This is a genomic window from Cellulosimicrobium sp. BMG9.22 (assembly GCF_059159975.1).
The window spans coordinates 139,031-154,887 of record NZ_JBZGBY010000002.1 but is presented as its reverse complement, the minus strand read 5'-3'; the positions used below and the strand labels follow the sequence as shown (position 1 = coordinate 154,887).

The following is a 15,857-nucleotide window of genomic DNA, read 5'->3' as shown; positions in this document are numbered from 1 at the left end:
CGGCGGTCAGGCCTCAACGGCCGTCGAGGAGCCCGGTGAGCATCGCGCGCAGCCGCGGGAGGTAGCCGCCGCCGAAGAGCACGGCGTGCACCGCGACGGGGTAGACCTGGTGCAGCACGACACGGTGCCGCCAGCCGCGCGCGAGGGGGTGCACGTCGTCGTACCCGGCGGGGATCTTCTCGAGGCGGGGCGCGCCGAACAGCGCGAGCATCGCCAGGTCGGCCTCACGGTGGCCGCCGTGCGCGGCCGGGTCGCCGCGATCCCGGCCCTGCCGTGCGACCGGCACGAGCCGTGCCTCGGCGTAGAAGGTGGGCCAGTCCGGCCACGAACCCGTCGTCAGCGGGAGCGGGTCGTCGAGCGGGCCGAAGAACGCGTCGCCCTCCCAGCCGGGGGCGGGCGCACCCCACGCGGGCGCCCCGGCGTCGTGCACGACGGCGAGCGCGCGCCCGAACGCGGACGCCGCCCCGGGGGTGGGACGGGCTGGACGCACCCGCGTGAGGTCGAGGTGCGTGCGCGCGACCCCCAGCACCTCGACGACGCGCGGCCCGCCGGCCACGCGCAGCCACTCCAGCCCGGCGGCCTCGCACGCGAAGAATCCCGCCGGCGGGTCCGCACGGGACTTCGTGAACACGTCCGGCACCCTGCCCGGAACAGCGTCCGGGGTTCCGCTCACGCGCGGCTCACAGCGTCGATCTGACCCGGATGATCTTGCGCCGCAGCCAGACCCGCCGCTCGCCTCCCACGTACAGCCGGGTGCGAGCCAGCTCCCAGCGCCCGTACTCCGCCTCGTCGGTGAGCAGCCGGTTCGCGTCGGACCGGCTCGCGGAGCGGTCGATCGTCAGGACGCGGTACTCGTACTGCCCACCGTGCGTGGCCCACCCGGACCCCTGGCGTGACGTCGGCATCTCCTCCACGCGCCACCGTCCTCTCTCGTACGTCCTCGGCCGTGCGCCGGACCGATCCGACCGGTCCGACCGGTCCGGTTTACGAGTGCCATTGTGCCCCTCGCGGGGCTACCGTCAGGGTATGACCGCTGACCCGCGTGCCGCCCTCGACCGGTTCATCGCCGCGCTCGAGGCCCACTACAACGCTGTTGCCGCACGCCGCGGGGAGGACGACCCTTCCGTCGACGACGCCTACTACGTGCTCGCGGACGCCTTCGAGGTCTACGACGAGGCACTGGGCCAGGTCCACGGGGAGGCGACGCCGTTCTACCTCGCGGAGGAGGACGACGAGGACGACGACGAGGACGAGGAGGACGACGAGTCGCTCGACGACGCCCTGGACGACGCGCTGGACGACGACGACGTCCTGTCGGGCGAGCTGGAGACCGACGGCGCCCGCTGAGCCCGCCCTGTCGTCACCAGCGCTCGGGGTAGCCCTCGTCGATCGCGCTCACGTCGTCGAGCGCGGCGCGCACGGCGTCGGGCAGCTCGAGGTCGGTCGCGGCGAGCGACGCCCGGAGCTGCGCCGGCGTGCGTGCCCCGACGATCGCGCTCGCGACGGTGGGCCGGCCGAGCAGCCACGACAGCGCGACGTCGAGGGGCGCCCGTCCCAGACCCTCGGCGGCGGTGACGACCGCCTCCACGACCCCGGACGACGCCTGGTCCAGGTAGGGCTCGACGAACGCGGCGAGGTGCGGGGACGCGCCCCGCGAGTCCGCCGGCAGGGAGCGGCGGTACTTGCCCGTGAGCACCCCGCGGCCCAGGGGCGACCAGGCGAGCAGCCCGAGCCCGAGCTCCTCGGCCGCGGGGACGACCTCGCGCTCGGCGCCGCGCTGCAGGAGCGAGTACTCGAGCTCGACGGCGGCGAGGCCGACGTCGTCGGTGCCGCCGAGCAGCGCCGCCGCCCGCGCGGTCGCCCACGCCGGGTGGTTGGACAGGCCGACGTAGCGCGCGCGGCCCGAGACCACGGCGTGGCGCAGCGCGGAGAGCGTCTCCGTGAAGGGGGTGCGCGGGTCGGGCGCGTGCACGAGGAACAGGTCGACGTGGTCGGTGCGCAGGCGCGCGAGGGAGTCGTCGAGCGAGTCGAGGAGCGCGCCCCGCGAGGCGTCGACGACGGGCCCTGCCGGCGTGTGCCGTACGCCCGCCTTGGTGCACAGGAGCACGTCGCGACGGTCGACCTTCGTCCCGAGGAGCGATCCCACGAGCGACTCGGCGTCGCCGTCCGCGTACGACGCCGCGGTGTCGACGAGCGTCCCGCCCGCGTCGACGAAGTCGCGCAGCTGCTCGGCGGCGTCGAGCTCGTCCGTATCCCGGGCCCACGTCATGGTGCCGAGTCCGAGCGCGGACACGCGCAGGCCGGTGCGACCGAGATGGCGGTGTTCCATGGGAGCCGAGGGTACCGGCGCCCGGCCGATCGCGACCGTCGGGGCACGCACCGACGGGCTCCTCCGACGCAGGTTCACCCGCTCTGTGGCGCCCTCACGCCGGGTCCGGTGGAAGGCGTCCGGGAGGCGTCCGACCAGCGGGTATCGTGACCGCTCGTGAACGCGTGGGAAGCAGTCCTCCTCGGCCTCGTCCAGGGCCTGACCGAGTTTCTCCCGATCTCCTCGAGCGCTCATCTGCGCATCGTGGGCGAGCTCATCGGCTCGCAGGACCCGGGGGCCGCGTTCACCGCGATCACGCAGATCGGCACGGAGACGGCCGTCCTGCTCTACTTCCGGCGCGACATCGCGCGGATCTGCGCCGCCTGGTGGCGGTCCGTGCGCGGCGACCACGGCACGGACTGGCGCGCACGCCTCGGCAAGCACGACCACGACGCCGCGATGGCGTGGTTCATCGCGCTCGGCTCGGTCCCGATCGTCGTGCTCGGGCTGCTGTTCGAGGACGCGATCGAGAACACGTTCCGCAACCTCTACCTCACGGCGCTCATGCTCGCCGTGTTCGCGCTCCTGCTGGGCTGGGCGGACCGCATCGGCGCCAAGCGCCGGGCGCTGCGCGAGCTGACCCCGCGGCAGGCGGTCCTGTTCGGCTTCGCGCAGGCGCTCGCGCTCGTGCCGGGCGTCTCGCGCTCGGGCGGGACGATCACCGCGGGCCTGCTCATGGGCTTCACGCGCGAGGCAGCGGCACGCTACTCGTTCCTCCTCGCGATCCCGGCCGTGATGGGCTCGGGGTTCTACCAGCTCTTCAAGTCGTCCGGCGACCCCGTCCCCGGGGCGCCCGGCGCCGGTGCGACCCTCCTCGCCACGATCGTCGCGTTCGTCGTGGGGTACTTCGTCATCATCGCGTTCCTCAAGATCGTCTCGACCTTCAGCTACGCGCCGTTCGTGATCTACCGGCTGGGGCTTGCGGCCATCGTCGTGCTGCTCCTCCTGTTCGGCGTGCTCGAGCCGGGCGGCACGGCGGCCTCGACCCCCTGACGGGACGCGTCAGGTCCAGTGGCGCGCTCAGGTGGCCATCGCGTCGGACCGCCGCGGGCCGTGCTCGGTGGGCTTCGTCACGTCCGCCCGCTCCCGTTCAGCGGCGTCTCGGCCGTGGCCCGGCCGTTAAGGTTGACGCGTGCACAGCTGGCCCGCCCCGCAGATCCCCGAGCTCCCCGGACGAGGCCTCCCGGTCCGGGTGCACGACTCGTCCACGCGCGAGCTCGTCGTCGCCGCGCCGGGTGAGGCCGCGACCCTCTACGTCTGTGGCATCACCCCCTACGACGCGACCCACATCGGGCACGCGGCCACGTACGTGACGTTCGACCTCCTCGTGCGCGCCTGGCTCGACGCCGGGCACCGCGTGACCTACGCCTCCAACGTGACCGACGTCGACGACCCGCTCCTCGAGCGCGCGGCCGCCACCGGCGTGGACTGGCGCGCGCTCGCCGTCGAGCAGACCGCCCTGTTCGCGGAGGACATGACCGCCCTCGGCGTCGTCCCGCCCGACGTCTACCAGGGCGCGGTCGAGACCATCCCGACGGTCGTCGCGGCCGTGACCGAGCTCCTCGCCGCGGGCGTCGCCTACCGCGTCCCCGTCGAGCCCGGCGCCGGCGGCACGGACCCGGGTCTCGGCGACGTCTACGCCGACCTGTCCGCTGATTCCGGCTTCGGGTCCGTCTCGCGCCTGGCCCGCGACGTCATGGAGCACCTGTTTGCCGAGCGCGGCGGTGACCCGGAGCGCGAGGGCAAGAAGGACGTGCTCGACCCGCTCCTGTGGCGCCGCGAGCGCCCGGGCGAGCCCGCCTGGGACGGCGGCGAGCTCGGCACGGGTCGTCCCGGGTGGCACGTCGAGTGCACCGTCATCTCGCGCGACGGCCTCGGGCTCCCGTTCGACGTCCAGGGCGGGGGAGCGGACCTGCTGTTCCCGCACCACGAGATGTCCTCGTCCCACGACCGGATGCTCTCGGGCGGCGCCGCGCCGGGCGTGCACGTGCACGCCGGGCTCGTCGCCTACGAGGGCGAGAAGATGAGCAAGTCCCGCGGCAACCTCGTGCTCGTCTCGAGGCTGCGCGAGACGGGGGTCGACCCGATGGCGATCCGCCTCGCGCTCCTCGCCCACCACTACCGCGGCGAGTGGGAGTGGACGGACGACGACCTGCCCACGGGCTCGCGACGCCTCGAGACCTGGCGCGACGCCGTCTCCGGCAACGGAGGGCCCGACGCGACCGCGACCCTCGCGGCCGTGCGCGCTGCGCTCGCGGACGACCTCGACGCCCCCGCGGCGCTGGCGGCCGTCGACGCGTGGGCCGCGGAGTCCCTGCGTCCCGGCCGCGACACGTCCGGCGACGTCGAGGGCGCCCCCGGTGTGCTCTCGCGCGCGGTCAACGCCCTGCTGGGCGTCCGGCTCTGACCGGCACCTGACGCAGCCTGACGCCGGGCGACGTCAGACCGCCGGGCCCTTGCCCCGGTCCCCGGGGTTGCCGCGGTCGCGACGGCGCAGATAGCGCTCGAACTCCCGCGCGATGGCCTCACCGCTCGCCTCGGGGAGCTCGGCCGTGTCCTTCGCCTCCTCGAGCTGCTGCACGTACTCCGCGATCTCCGCGTCCTCCGCGGCGAGCTCGTCGACGCCGTGCTGCCAGGCCTCGGCGTCCTCGGGGAGGTCTCCCAGCGGGATCGGCTCGGAGAGCAGCTCCTCGATGCGCGCGAGGATCGCGAGCGTCGCCTTGGGCGACGGGGGGTGCGCGACGTAGTGCGGGACGGCGGCCCACAGTGAGACGGACTGCAGCCCGCGCTCGGCGGCCGCGTGCTGGAGCACCCCGACGATCCCCGTCGGGCCCTCGTAGGTGCTCGGCTCGACGTCGAGCACGGCCTGCAGCCCGACGCTCTCCGACGTCGCCGTCATGGGGATCGGCCGCGTGTGCGGCACGTCCGCGAGCAGCGCCCCGAGCGTCACGACGGTCCGCACGCCGTGCTCCTCCGCCAGGTCGAGCAGCTCACGGCAGTACCCGCGCCACCGCATCGACGGCTCGATCCCGTGCACGAGCAGGACGCGGCGGCCCCCCGGCGCGACCGTCGCGCTCGCGATCGTCGTGGTCGGCCACGTGATCTCGCGGCGTCCGTCGTCGTCCGTCGTGACGATCGGGCGGTTCACCTGGAAGTCGTGGTACTCCTCGGGGTCGAGCTCGTCGACGTCCTGGGCGTCCCAGACCTCGTGAAGGTGCTGCAGGGCGGCCGTGGCGGCGCTCCCCGCGTCGTTCCAGCCCTCGAACGCCGCGATCATCACGGCCTGCCGGGTGCCCTCGGGTCCGTTCTCGCTCATCGCCCCACCCTATGCGGCCGGGCACGACGACGGCGGAGCGGGTTCGCGCGTGGCGTACCCGCACGTAGGGTGGTGAGCAGGGCGCGCCCCGGCGCGCCACCCCCGACCCCCTCCCTGGAGCCTTCGCCGTGACGTCCCCGCGCCCCGCCACCGATCCCGTTCTCCCGCAGGCCGTCCTGTGGGACATGGACGGCACCCTCGTCGACACCGAGCCGTACTGGATCGCCGCGGAGCACGAGCTCGTCGACGCCCATGGCGGGACGTGGACGCACGAGGACGCGATGTCGCTGGTCGGGAACCCGCTGCGCGAGTCCGCCCGGATCATCCGCGAGCGTGGCGGCGTCGACCTCCCGGTCGACGAGATCGTCACGTTCCTCATGGGCCGTGTCATCGACCAGGTGCGCGTCGAGGTCCCCTGGCAGCCCGGTGCGCGCGAGCTGCTCGTCGCGCTGCGCGAGGCCGGCGTGCCGTGCGCGCTCGTCACGATGTCCTACCGCGAGCTCGCGCAGCCCGTCGCGGAGCTCGCGCCCGAGGGTGCGTTCGAGACGCTCGTGTGCGGCGACGAGGTCGAGCGCGGCAAGCCCGACCCGCAGCCCTACCTGCTCGCGGCCGAGCGGCTCGGCGTCGACATCACGCGCTGCGTCGCGATCGAGGACTCCCCGGCCGGCATCGCGTCGGCGCGGGCCTCGGGCGCCGCGACCCTCGGTGTCGAGGCCGTGGTCCCCGTCCTGCCGGCGCCCGGGCTGAGCCGGACGCCGTCGCTCGAGCTCGTCGACGTCCCGCTCCTGTCACGACTGGTCGCGGGCGACGTCGTCGACCTCATGGCCGAGGCCGCCTGAGAGGTCGAGCCGACCGGCGTCCCGCCGGTAGATCCGCGCGTGCTCGTGCAGGTCCGCCCGGCCGGTCGTCTGCGCGTGACGATCGGTCCAGTCCGCCAGGTCGAGGAGCCGGACCCGCATCGTCGAGAGCACGGCATCGGGTGTCGGCGCCCGATCACGCCCATACCGTCGAGCAGCTCCGCCAGGCGCTCGCCGGGTGAGAGCGAGGGCGGGGCGGGCATGTCCTCGCACCACCCGCACAGTCGGTAGGCGAGGTAGGCCAGGTCCCAGACGCGCGGACCGGGCGACGCCATGTCGACGTCGATGAACCCGACGAGCGCGCCGTCCGACCTGACCATGTTGTACGGCGCGGCGTCGTTGAGGCAGACCACCTCGGCCGGCTCGCGCGCCGGGGAGCGCCACACGGCTCCGGCGAGGACGAAGCCCGTCGTGGCGTCGTGCCACGAGCGGAGCATCTCGCCCGACTCCCGCAGCGTCGAACGGTCCCAGAGCCAGTCGGGGAGCGGCCAGCCACCGACGTCGCCGTGGGTCCAGGTCAGGACCTCGCGTCCGTCGTCGTCCAGACCGAGCGGCGCGGGAGCCACGGAGACGCCCTGGGCGCGGACCCAGGCGAGGAGCGCGTGGATCGTCGGCGTCCACGGTCCTGCCGTCCTGCGCACGGTGTCGCCGACGCGGACCACCTCGTTCACGTTGCCGCCCGACAGCTCGCGCTCGACCGGGCCGGGATCGTCCGTGGGCACGGACCCATGGTCGCACTGCTCCGCCCGCTCCGTGCACCCTCCGCTACGACGGCGGCATAGGCTTCCGGGGTGGACGGACCAGAGCACCGAGCCCCCCGTACGCCCGCGCCGGCGGGCCCGCGCACCAAAGGGTGGGTGATCGGCCGGGTCGCGGGTGCACCGGTGATCCTCACTCCGTCGTGGTTCGTCGCCGCGGTCGTCCTCACGGTGCTCTTCGTGCCGACCGTGCAGCGGCTCGCGCCGCGCCTCGGCAGCGAGGTGTACCTCGTCTCCCTCGCGTTCGTGCTGCTCCTGTTCGTCTCGGTGTTCCTCCACGAGGTAGCGCACGCGCTCGTCGCGCGGGCTCGTGGTCAGCACGTCACCGAGCTCGCGGTCACGCTGTGGGGCGGGCACACGGCGTACTCGGGGACGTCGGCGCGTCCGCTCGACGGATTCCTCATCTCCGTCGTCGGCCCGCTCACCAACCTCGCGCTCGCGGTCGTGTTCTGGCTCACCTTCCAGGCGATGGACACCTTCTCCGTCCCGGCGCTCCTGCTGTACGCCGGCGCGTTCTCCAACGCGTTCGTCGGCTTCTTCAACCTGCTGCCCGGGCTGCCGCTCGACGGCGGGCAGATCCTCGAGTCGGCCGTGTGGGCCGCGACCGGTTCGCGCACGACGGGCACGGTCGCGGCCGGTTGGGTCGGGCGCGTCGTCGCGGTCGGCGTCGTCGCGTGGGCGCTGCTGTGGCCGTTGGCGCTCGGCCGGGAGCCCAGCCTGTGGACGGTCGCCTGGTCGGCGCTCATCGGCGCCTTCCTGTGGAGCGGGGCCGGGCAGGCGATCGCCGCCGGCCGCACGCGCGAGGCCGTGTCCGGGCTCTCGGTCCGCGGGCTCGCGCGCCCAGCGGTCCCGGTGCCCTCGTCGGCCTCCGTGGGCGCGGTCGGCCGGGCCGTGGCGCTCGCGGGCGGCCCGCACGTGCTCGCCGTCCTCGTCGACGCCTCGGGCACCCCGATCGGCTACGTCGACCCGGCGGCTGCCGCGGCCGTCCCGCCCCAGGCGGCCGAGACCACCCCGGTCGGCGCGGTCGCGGTCCCGCTGCCCGCCGGCGCCACGGTCGACGCGCACCTCGTGGGCGCCGACATGCTCGCCGCCCTGTCGGACGCCGGCCGCTCGGCGTCCGTCGTGGTCGTGACCGACGGCGGTCGGGTCGTCGGGGTCCTCGAGGTCGCGCGCGTCGTCGGGGCGCTCCGGGACGCACGACGACGCTGACCGGCCCGTAGGATGGTCGCCCGTGACCTCCGAGCCCCCCGCCACGCCCGCGCCGCAGCCACCCGTCCCCGGACCCGGCGCCGCGCCCGACCCGGCGACCGCGCTCGGGAGCCGCGACGGTCACGCGCAGGCAGCGGACCGGCCGGAGGCCACCGGTGCCGACCAGCGCCGCGGCGCGCTCCGCGTGGGGGACAAGGTCCAGCTCACGGACCCGCGCGGGCGGCTGCACACGATCACCCTCGCGCCCGGCGCGACCTTCCACACGCACAAGGGCTACCTGCGTCACGACGACCTCATCGGTCAGCCCGAGGGCAGCGTGGTGCGCAACACCGCCGAGATCGAGTACCTCGCGCTGCGCCCGCTCCTGTCGGACTACGTGCTGTCCATGCCGCGTGGGGCCGCGGTCGTCTACCCGAAGGACGCCGCACAGATCGTCGCGATGGCCGACGTCTTCCCCGGCGCCCGCGTCATCGAGGCGGGCGTCGGGTCGGGCGCGCTGACCATGTCCCTGCTGCGCGCCGTCGGCGACACCGGGGACCTGCACTCGATCGAGCGTCGCGAGGACTTCGCCGCGATCGCGCGCGGCAACGTCGAGACCTTCTTCGGCGCCCCCCACCCCGCGTGGTCCCTCTCGATCGGCGACCTGGCCGACGTGCTCCCCACGGTCGCCGAGGACGGCACCGTCGACCGCGTCGTGCTCGACATGCTCGCTCCCTGGGAGAACCTCGACGTCGTGGCGCGTGCGCTCGTCCCGGGTGGGGTCCTCGTCTGCTACGTCGCGACGACGACCCAGCTCTCGCGCCTCGCGGAGGACCTGCGGGCCGACGGCCGCTACGCCGAGCCGGTCGCGTGGGAGTCCATGGTCCGCGGCTGGCACCTCGAGGGCCTCGCGGTGCGCCCCCAGCACCGCATGATCGGCCACACCGGCTTCCTCCTCACCGCGCGTCGTCTGGCCGACGGCGTCGCCCCGCCCGAGCGCAGGCGTCGCCCGGCCAAGGGCGCCTACCCGACGGACGTCGAGCAGTGGTCGCCCGAGGAGCTCGGCGAGCGCCCGGTCTCGGAGAAGAAGATCCGCCGGGTGCGACGCGACGTCGGCCAGGGCCCGGACCAGGCGGCGGACCCGGGCCAGGGCGCCGTCGACGTGTCGGAGTCGTGACGCCTCGGTAACGATCGGGACCCGGTCGTCTCACCCTGGGTGTCGTCGCTGTGCGCGCGCGAGAATTGTGCCTAAGGTCGACACCCCGGCCGCCGGACGGCGGTCGACACGGGCGGCCCCTGCGGTCTCCCGTCGCCGTCCACCGTGCGGCCGGGCGACCCGCCGGCGAGAGGGGACACCCGATGAGCGAGACATTCGGCCGAAGCGACGAGGGCGTGCCGAACGGTGCGCGCGAGGTCGCGCTGCTCTCCGCGAAGAACGAGAGGCTCGCCGAGGCGCTGCGTGCCGCGCGCGACCAGATCCTCGACCTCAAGCGGCAGATCGACGACCTCGCGAAGCCCCCGGGGACGTACGCGGTGTTCCTCGCGGCGCATCCCGACGGCTCGGTCGACGTCTCCGCCGCAGGTCGCAAGATGCACGTGGGTGCGAGCCCGACGCTCGACGTGCAGCGGCTGCGCCCCGGCCAGGAGGTCAAGCTCAACGAGGCGATGACCGTCGTCGCCGCGGGCGGCTACGAGCGCACGGGCGAGATCGTCACCGTCAAGGAGATCCTCGACGCCGATCGCGCGCTCGTCGTCGGCCGTGCGGACGAGGAGCGCGTCGTGCGCCTCGCCGGGTCCGTCGCGCACACCGCGCTGCGCGTCGGCGACTCCCTGACGATCGACACGCGCAGCGGCTTCGTGTTCGAGGTCATCCCGAAGTCCGAGGTCGAGGAGCTCGTCCTCGAGGAGGTCCCGGACATCGACTACACGGACATCGGCGGGCTCGGGCCGCAGATCGAGCAGATCCGCGACGCCGTCGAGCTGCCGTTCACGCACCCCGACCTGTTCCGTGAGCACGGTCTGCGCCCGCCCAAGGGCGTGCTGCTGTACGGCCCGCCCGGATGCGGCAAGACGCTCATCGCCAAGGCCGTCGCGAACTCCCTCGCGCACACCGTGGCGAAGGCCCGCGGCGAGGACCTCGAGACGACGCCCGGCGCCGCGAAGAGCTACTTCCTCAACGTCAAGGGCCCGGAGCTCCTCAACAAGTACGTGGGGGAGACCGAACGGCACATCCGCCTGATCTTCGCCCGCGCCCGCGAGAAGGCGTCGCAGGGCACCCCCGTCGTCGTGTTCTTCGACGAGATGGAGTCGCTGTTCCGCACGCGCGGGACGGGGCTCTCGTCCGACGTCGAGACGACGATCGTGCCCCAGCTCCTGTCCGAGATCGACGGCGTCGAACGCCTCGACAACGTCATCGTCATCGGCGCCTCCAACCGCGAGGACATGATCGACCCGGCGATCCTGCGGCCCGGCCGCCTCGACGTGAAGATTAAGATCGAGCGCCCCGACGCCGAGGGCGCCAAGGAGATCTTCGCGAAGTACCTCACCGACGACCTGCCGATCCACGCGGCCGACCTCGCCGAGCACGGCGGCAGCCACCGCGCGGCGCTCGACGAGATGATCCGCTCCGTCGTCGAGCGCATGTACTCCGAGGACGACGAGAACCAGTTCCTCGAGGTCACCTACGCGAGCGGCGACAAGGAGATCCTGTACTTCAAGGACTTCAACTCCGGCGCCATGATCCAGAACGTCGTCGACCGCGCGAAGAAGTCCGCGATCAAGGACCTCCTCGCCACCGGCCAGCGCGGCATCCGCGTCGACCACCTGCTCTCGGCGTGCGTCGACGAGTTCAAGGAGAACGAGGACCTGCCCAACACCACCAACCCCGACGACTGGGCGCGCATCAGCGGCAAGAAGGGCGAGCGCATCGTCTTCATCCGCACGATCGTCCAGAAGAAGGGCGAGGGCGGCTCCCCGCGCACCATCGACACCGTCACGAACACCGGCCAGTACCTGTAGGTCGCCGGGCGCGCGCGTTGCGCCGTGCGTTGGTGGGGGGTCGCCGGGGCGTGGTGGGTCGCCGGGTCGTGGCCGGAGGGGCGGCCGTGCCGGGTCTACCATCCGCGCCGCTCGTTCCTCGCGTCGCTCCCGCCAGACCCACCACGACCCGGCACGGCCGCCCCTCCGGCCACGACCCGGCTCAGCCGCTCAGGCCCGTCACCTCGGGCGTTCCGCCCGCGCGGACCGGGCCGAGCCGGGGGGACGGGTGGGTGATGCGGCCGTCGCGCGGTGGCGGGACCGAACTGCGGAGGGCTGGGGCGCGCGGTCGATGCGGCCGGGGCGCGGGTGGTGAGCCCCAGGTGGGCCGACAACGAGCGGGTCGCGCGCGGCGTCTTCCCGCTCGGGACGGGACCGTGGTGCGCCGACAGTTGAGCGGGTGGTGCGGCGTCGGATGCGAAGGGCGTCAAGGCCGCGCTCGTGAACGCACGGCCGAACGACCAGGGTGACGGCGCGGCCAGCCCGAGCACCGACGGCGCAGCGCCCGCGGACCCGACCACGCGCTGCAGACCCGACCACGACCGGACGCCCGTGGACAGCGTCGGCGCCGCGTCGGGGGCCCGGCATAGGGTGTCGGCGTGAGCGTGCGACGGGTCATGGGGATCGAGACCGAGTACGGCGTGCTGCAGCCGGGAAAGCCGTTGGCGAACCCGATGCTCATGTCGAGCCAGGTCGTCACGACGTACCGGGCGGTCGCGGCGCGCAGCGACGGGGCGCGGGGCCGGGCGCGGTGGGACTACGACGACGAGGACCCGTTGCAGGACGCGCGCGGGTTCCACGTGCCGCGCCCCTCTGCCCACCCGTCGTTGCTCACGGACGACCCTGCGCACCCTGCGCCGTCGGGCCCGACGGCGCGCGACGGCGTTCCGGGCGATGCATCGGCTGGTTCGTTGCAGGAGGTCGCGCGCCCGACGAGCGAGGACTACGACGACCCGAGCGCGGCGAACGTCATCCTGACGAACGGCGCGCGCCTGTACGTGGACCACGCGCACCCGGAGTACTCGTCGCCCGAGGTCACGGTCCCGCACGACGTCGTGTGCTGGGACGTCGCGGGCGAGCGCGTCATGCTGGCGGCGTCGCGCGAGCTGGCGCAGGTGCCGGGCGGTTCGGTGGTGCTCTACAAGAACAACGTGGACGGCAAGGGCGCGAGCTACGGCACGCACGAGAACTACCTGGTGGACCGTGCGGTCCCGTTCGGGGTCGTCGTGGAGATGCTCACGCCGTTCCTCGTGACGCGTCAGGTGTTCGCGGGGTCGGGCCGGGTCGGGCTCGGGCAGGCGGGGGAGGAGCAGGGCTTCCAGATCTCGCAGCGCGCGGACTACGTCGAGGCCGAGGTGGGCCTCGAGACGACGCTGCGGCGCCCGATCGTCAACACGCGCGACGAGCCGCACGCGGACCGTCAGCGCTGGCGGCGCCTCCACCTCATCATCGGCGACGCGAACCTGTTCGAGACCGCGACGTACCTCAAGACGGGCTCCACGTCGCTCGTGCTGTTCGTGGTGGAGCACCTGGACGAGCTCGGCCCGCAGGTGCGCGCACGCCTCGCGGCGCTGCGGCTCGCGGACCCCGTGGCGGACGTGCAGCGCGTGAGCCGGGATCTCGGCCTCGCGCAGACCCTCACGCTCGCCGACGGCCGCGAGCTCACGGCGCTGGAGGTCCAGCGCGCGTACCTCGAGGTGGCTGCCGAGGCGGCCGAGCGGCTCGCGGGGCCCGACGGGGTCGACGCCGCGACGCGTGACGTGCTGGACCGCTGGGCCTCGGTCCTGCGACGCCTCGGGACGGACCGGGACGCGTGCTCGCGCGACGTCGAGTGGGTCGCCAAGCTGCGCCTGCTCGACCGGCTGCGCGAGCGTGACGGCCTCGACTGGGGCCACTCGCGGCTCGCGGCGATGGACCTGCAGTGGTCGGACGTGCGTCCGGAGCGCGGCATCTACCACCGGCTCCTCGCGGCGGGCGTGGTCGACCGCGTGGTCGACGAGCGCGAGGTGGGTGCGGCCGTGCACCATGCGCCCGAGGACACGCGGGCGTACTTCCGCGGCGAGGTCATGGCGCGCTACGGCGACCAGGTCTCGGCCGCGAGCTGGGACTCGGTGATCTTCGACGTGCCGGGCGCCCCGTCGCTGCAGCGCGTGCCGATGATGGACCCGATGCGGGGCACGCGCGCGCACATCGGCGCGCTGCTGGACGCGAGCCCGGACGCGGCGGCGCTCCTGGCGGGTCTCGCGGGCACCGGGTGACCGGCGGCGACTAGGCTGGACGTACGACGGCGCCCCGACCCTCCACGGACCGGGCGCCGCGTGCGAGCAGGACCGGGAAGCGCGCGAGCGCCGCCCGGGTTGGACCGGAGAGAGCGTCGACCCGCACCGGGTCGACGGACGAGGAGGCAACGATGGCCGAACGTACGCACGCCTCGCACGAGGACCGGCGCCCCGACGACGAGCCCGAGGGCGCCCCCGCCCCGGTCGCGCCGCAGGCGCAGTCGCGGGACGCCGAGGTCGACGCCCTCCTCGAGGAGATCGACGAGGTGCTCGAGACGAACGCGGAGTCCTTCGTCCGGGGCTTCGTCCAGAAGGGCGGCGAGTAGGAAGCGTGGCGGACCGCTGATGAGCAACCACCGGCCTGAGCGCCTCCCAGGGCGGCTTCCCGACGCGTTCACGACGCCGGGTTCGTCCTCGTTCCTCGACTTCCTCACGGGCCACGCGCCCGATCTGCTGCCCTCGCACCGGGCCCGGCACGCGCCGTCGGGCGGCGTGCTCCCCGACGCGCCGCACGCCACGACGATCGTCGCGTGCACGTTCGGGACGGACGACGCGGGCGGCGTCGTCATGGCCGGCGACCGCCGCGCCACGATGGGCTCGATGATCGCGCACCGCGAGATCGAGAAGGTGTTCCCGGCGGACGAGTACTCGGCCGTGGGGATCGCGGGGACCGCGGGTATCGCGGTCGAGCTCGTGCGCCTCTTCCAGCTCGAGCTGGAGCACTACGAGAAGATCGAGGGGACGCTGCTGTCACTCGACGGCAAGGCGAACCGCCTGTCGACGATGATCCGGCAGAACCTGGGCCTGGCGATGCAGGGCCTCGCCGTGGTCCCGCTCTTCGCGGGCTACGACCTCGACCGTGGCGAGGGCCGGATCTTCTCCTACGACGTGACGGGCGGCCGCTACGAGGAGCGCTCGTACCACTCGGTGGGGTCGGGGTCGGTGTTCGCGCGCGGCGCGCTGAAGAAGCTGTGGCACGCGGACCTCGACCGGGAGTCGGCGGTGCGCGTGGCCGTCGAGTCGCTGTACGACGCCGCGGACGACGACTCGGCGACGGGCGGGCCGGACCAGGTGCGGCGCATCTGGCCGGTGGTGGCCGTCGTGACGCCAGAGGGGTACGTGCGCGTGCCGGACGCCGAGCTCGCGGCGATCGTCGACACGCTGGTCGGCGAGCGGTCGGCGCACCCGGTGGCACGTCGTCGTCGTGCCGCGACCAACGCGGAGGCGGTGCCCCACGAGGTGCCCCACGACGTGCGGGACGACATCTCGCGCGCCGGCGACCACGACTCGACGTCCGGAGGTGACGACGCATGACGATGCCCTTCTACGTCTCGCCCGAGCAGCTGATGAAGGACCGCGCGGACTTCGCGCGCAAGGGCATCGCGCGCGGGCGGTCCGTCGTCGTGCTCGCCTACGAGGACGGGATCGCGTTCGCGACGGAGAACCCGTCGCGGGCGCTGCACAAGATCTCGGAGATCTACGACCGCATCGCGTTCGCGGCCGTCGGCAAGTACAACGAGTTCGAGAACCTGCGCGTGGCCGGGGTGCGCTACGCGGACCTGCGCGGGTACTCCTACGACCGCACCGACGTCAACGCGCGCGGCCTCGCGAACGCGTACGCGCAGACGCTCGGGACGGTGTTCACCACGGAGTCCAAGCCGCTCGAGGTCGAGATCGTCGTCGCGGAGGTGGGCCGGACGTCCGCGCAGGACCAGATCTATCGCATCTCCTACGACGGGTCGGTCGCGGACGAGCAGGGCTTCGTCGTCATGGGCGGCCAGTCCGAGCACCTGGGACGCGTGCTCGAGGAGGGCTGGGAGGCCGGCCTCGGGCTCGGGGACGTGCTGCGCCTCGCGGTGCGCGCGCTCGGCTCGGGCGGCGACGCCGACGAGCCCCGGGAGATCCCGGCGAGCCAGCTCGAGGTGGCCGTGCTCGACCGCACGCGTCCGCGCCGGGCGTTCCGGCGCCTGACGGGGACGGCGCTCGAGGCCCTCCTGGTCGCGGCCGGGGACGGCGAGGCGCCGCCCGCGACCGACGCGGCGGACGAGGGGTAGG

Annotated in this window: 15 protein-coding genes and 1 pseudogene; 11 read left to right on the top strand and 5 right to left on the bottom strand. The window is 73.9% G+C overall.

Translation table 11 applies throughout. The features are described 5' to 3' along the window. Window positions 1-13: 13 nt before the first annotated feature. Complete coding sequence (locus AC4H2H_RS02550; protein ID WP_494369351.1) at window positions 14-640, bottom strand: fructosamine kinase family protein; 627 nt, start codon at window positions 638-640, stop codon at window positions 14-16. Between the two features lie 40 nt (window positions 641-680). Next, window positions 681-905 carry a DUF5703 family protein gene (locus AC4H2H_RS02545; protein WP_494369350.1) on the bottom strand — a complete coding sequence of 75 codons (225 nt, stop codon included), beginning with the start codon at window positions 903-905 and terminating at the stop codon, window positions 681-683. 121 nt (window positions 906-1,026) lie between these two features. On the opposite strand from AC4H2H_RS02545, the gene AC4H2H_RS02540 reads away from it, so the two are divergent. After that, on the top strand, window positions 1,027-1,347 hold the full coding sequence (locus tag AC4H2H_RS02540; RefSeq protein WP_494369240.1) for a primosomal protein: 321 nt from the start codon (window positions 1,027-1,029) through the stop codon (window positions 1,345-1,347). A 13-nt stretch (window positions 1,348-1,360) separates the two neighbouring features. Here the strand turns inward: AC4H2H_RS02540 and AC4H2H_RS02535 are convergent, their stop codons facing one another. Then, complete coding sequence (locus AC4H2H_RS02535) at window positions 1,361-2,329, bottom strand: aldo/keto reductase (RefSeq protein WP_494369239.1); 969 nt, start codon at window positions 2,327-2,329, stop codon at window positions 1,361-1,363. A 156-nt stretch (window positions 2,330-2,485) separates the two neighbouring features. Between AC4H2H_RS02535 and AC4H2H_RS02530 the strand changes: the two genes are divergently transcribed. Both AC4H2H_RS02530 and mshC read left to right on the top strand, forming a co-directional pair. Continuing rightward, window positions 2,486-3,361: an undecaprenyl-diphosphate phosphatase gene (locus AC4H2H_RS02530; protein WP_494369238.1), complete on the top strand. Its 876-nt coding sequence runs from the start codon at window positions 2,486-2,488 to the stop codon at window positions 3,359-3,361. 139 nt (window positions 3,362-3,500) lie between these two features. After that, window positions 3,501-4,775, top strand: a complete 1,275-nt coding sequence (gene mshC, locus AC4H2H_RS02525; protein ID WP_494369237.1) for a cysteine--1-D-myo-inosityl 2-amino-2-deoxy-alpha-D-glucopyranoside ligase — start codon at window positions 3,501-3,503, stop codon at window positions 4,773-4,775. A gap of 33 nt (window positions 4,776-4,808) precedes the next feature. Here the strand turns inward: mshC and AC4H2H_RS02520 are convergent, their stop codons facing one another. Next, window positions 4,809-5,684, bottom strand: a complete 876-nt coding sequence (locus AC4H2H_RS02520) for a PAC2 family protein (RefSeq protein ID WP_494369236.1) — start codon at window positions 5,682-5,684, stop codon at window positions 4,809-4,811. Window positions 5,685-5,812: 128 nt separating this feature from the next. Between AC4H2H_RS02520 and AC4H2H_RS02515 the strand changes: the two genes are divergently transcribed. Continuing rightward, complete coding sequence (locus AC4H2H_RS02515; RefSeq protein WP_494369235.1) at window positions 5,813-6,523, top strand: HAD family hydrolase; 711 nt, start codon at window positions 5,813-5,815, stop codon at window positions 6,521-6,523. A gap of 290 nt (window positions 6,524-6,813) precedes the next feature. On the opposite strand, the pseudogene AC4H2H_RS02510 reads toward AC4H2H_RS02515, so the two are convergent. Further along, window positions 6,814-6,978: pseudogene (locus tag AC4H2H_RS02510) on the bottom strand (phosphotransferase); the annotation flags it as partial. 447 nt (window positions 6,979-7,425) lie between these two features. Here AC4H2H_RS02510 and AC4H2H_RS02505 point away from each other — a divergent pair. The 7 genes from AC4H2H_RS02505 to prcA all read left to right on the top strand — a co-directional run bounded on the left by AC4H2H_RS02505 (window position 7,426) and on the right by prcA (window position 15,856). Beyond that, entirely contained in the window at window positions 7,426-8,508 is a 1,083-nt protein-coding gene (locus tag AC4H2H_RS02505; RefSeq protein WP_494369234.1) for a site-2 protease family protein, read from the top strand. Between the two features lie 22 nt (window positions 8,509-8,530). After that, a complete protein-coding gene (locus tag AC4H2H_RS02500) occupies window positions 8,531-9,664 on the top strand; it encodes a tRNA (adenine-N1)-methyltransferase (protein WP_494369233.1) in 1,134 nt (377 codons plus the stop codon). A gap of 182 nt (window positions 9,665-9,846) precedes the next feature. Further along, the gene (gene arc / locus AC4H2H_RS02495) at window positions 9,847-11,505 is read left to right on the top strand and encodes a proteasome ATPase (protein WP_494369232.1); all 1,659 of its coding nucleotides are present in this window, start codon (window positions 9,847-9,849) and stop codon (window positions 11,503-11,505) included. A gap of 635 nt (window positions 11,506-12,140) precedes the next feature. Beyond that, window positions 12,141-13,781: a depupylase/deamidase Dop gene (gene dop, locus AC4H2H_RS02490; protein ID WP_494369349.1), complete on the top strand. Its 1,641-nt coding sequence runs from the start codon at window positions 12,141-12,143 to the stop codon at window positions 13,779-13,781. A gap of 152 nt (window positions 13,782-13,933) precedes the next feature. Next, window positions 13,934-14,128 (top strand): ubiquitin-like protein Pup, encoded by a 195-nt coding sequence (locus AC4H2H_RS02485; protein ID WP_494369231.1) that lies wholly within the window; start codon window positions 13,934-13,936, stop codon window positions 14,126-14,128. 19 nt (window positions 14,129-14,147) lie between these two features. Next, entirely contained in the window at window positions 14,148-15,116 is a 969-nt protein-coding gene (prcB, locus tag AC4H2H_RS02480) for a proteasome subunit beta (protein WP_494369230.1), read from the top strand. Next, on the top strand, window positions 15,113-15,856 hold the full coding sequence (prcA, locus tag AC4H2H_RS02475) for a proteasome subunit alpha (protein ID WP_494369229.1): 744 nt from the start codon (window positions 15,113-15,115) through the stop codon (window positions 15,854-15,856). The genes prcB and prcA overlap by 4 nt, the downstream gene beginning before the upstream one ends. The last annotated feature ends 1 nt before the right edge of the window (window position 15,857 follow it).

Bases quoted from the DNA above. Each gene is read 5' to 3' on its own strand.
- AC4H2H_RS02545 (WP_494369350.1), bottom strand. From the start codon at position 905: ATGCCGACGTCACGCCAGGGGTCCGGGTGGGCCACGCACGGTGGGCAG.
- AC4H2H_RS02540 (WP_494369240.1), top strand. From the start codon at position 1,027: ATGACCGCTGACCCGCGTGCCGCCCTCGACCGGTTCATCGCCGCGCTC.
- AC4H2H_RS02535 (WP_494369239.1), bottom strand. From the start codon at position 2,329: ATGGAACACCGCCATCTCGGTCGCACCGGCCTGCGCGTGTCCGCGCTC.
- AC4H2H_RS02520 (WP_494369236.1), bottom strand. From the start codon at position 5,684: ATGAGCGAGAACGGACCCGAGGGCACCCGGCAGGCCGTGATGATCGCG.
- arc (WP_494369232.1), top strand. From the start codon at position 9,847: ATGAGCGAGACATTCGGCCGAAGCGACGAGGGCGTGCCGAACGGTGCG.
- dop (WP_494369349.1), top strand. From the start codon at position 12,141: ATGGGGATCGAGACCGAGTACGGCGTGCTGCAGCCGGGAAAGCCGTTG.
- AC4H2H_RS02485 (WP_494369231.1), top strand. From the start codon at position 13,934: ATGGCCGAACGTACGCACGCCTCGCACGAGGACCGGCGCCCCGACGAC.
- prcB (WP_494369230.1), top strand. From the start codon at position 14,148: ATGAGCAACCACCGGCCTGAGCGCCTCCCAGGGCGGCTTCCCGACGCG.
- prcA (WP_494369229.1), top strand. From the start codon at position 15,113: ATGACGATGCCCTTCTACGTCTCGCCCGAGCAGCTGATGAAGGACCGC.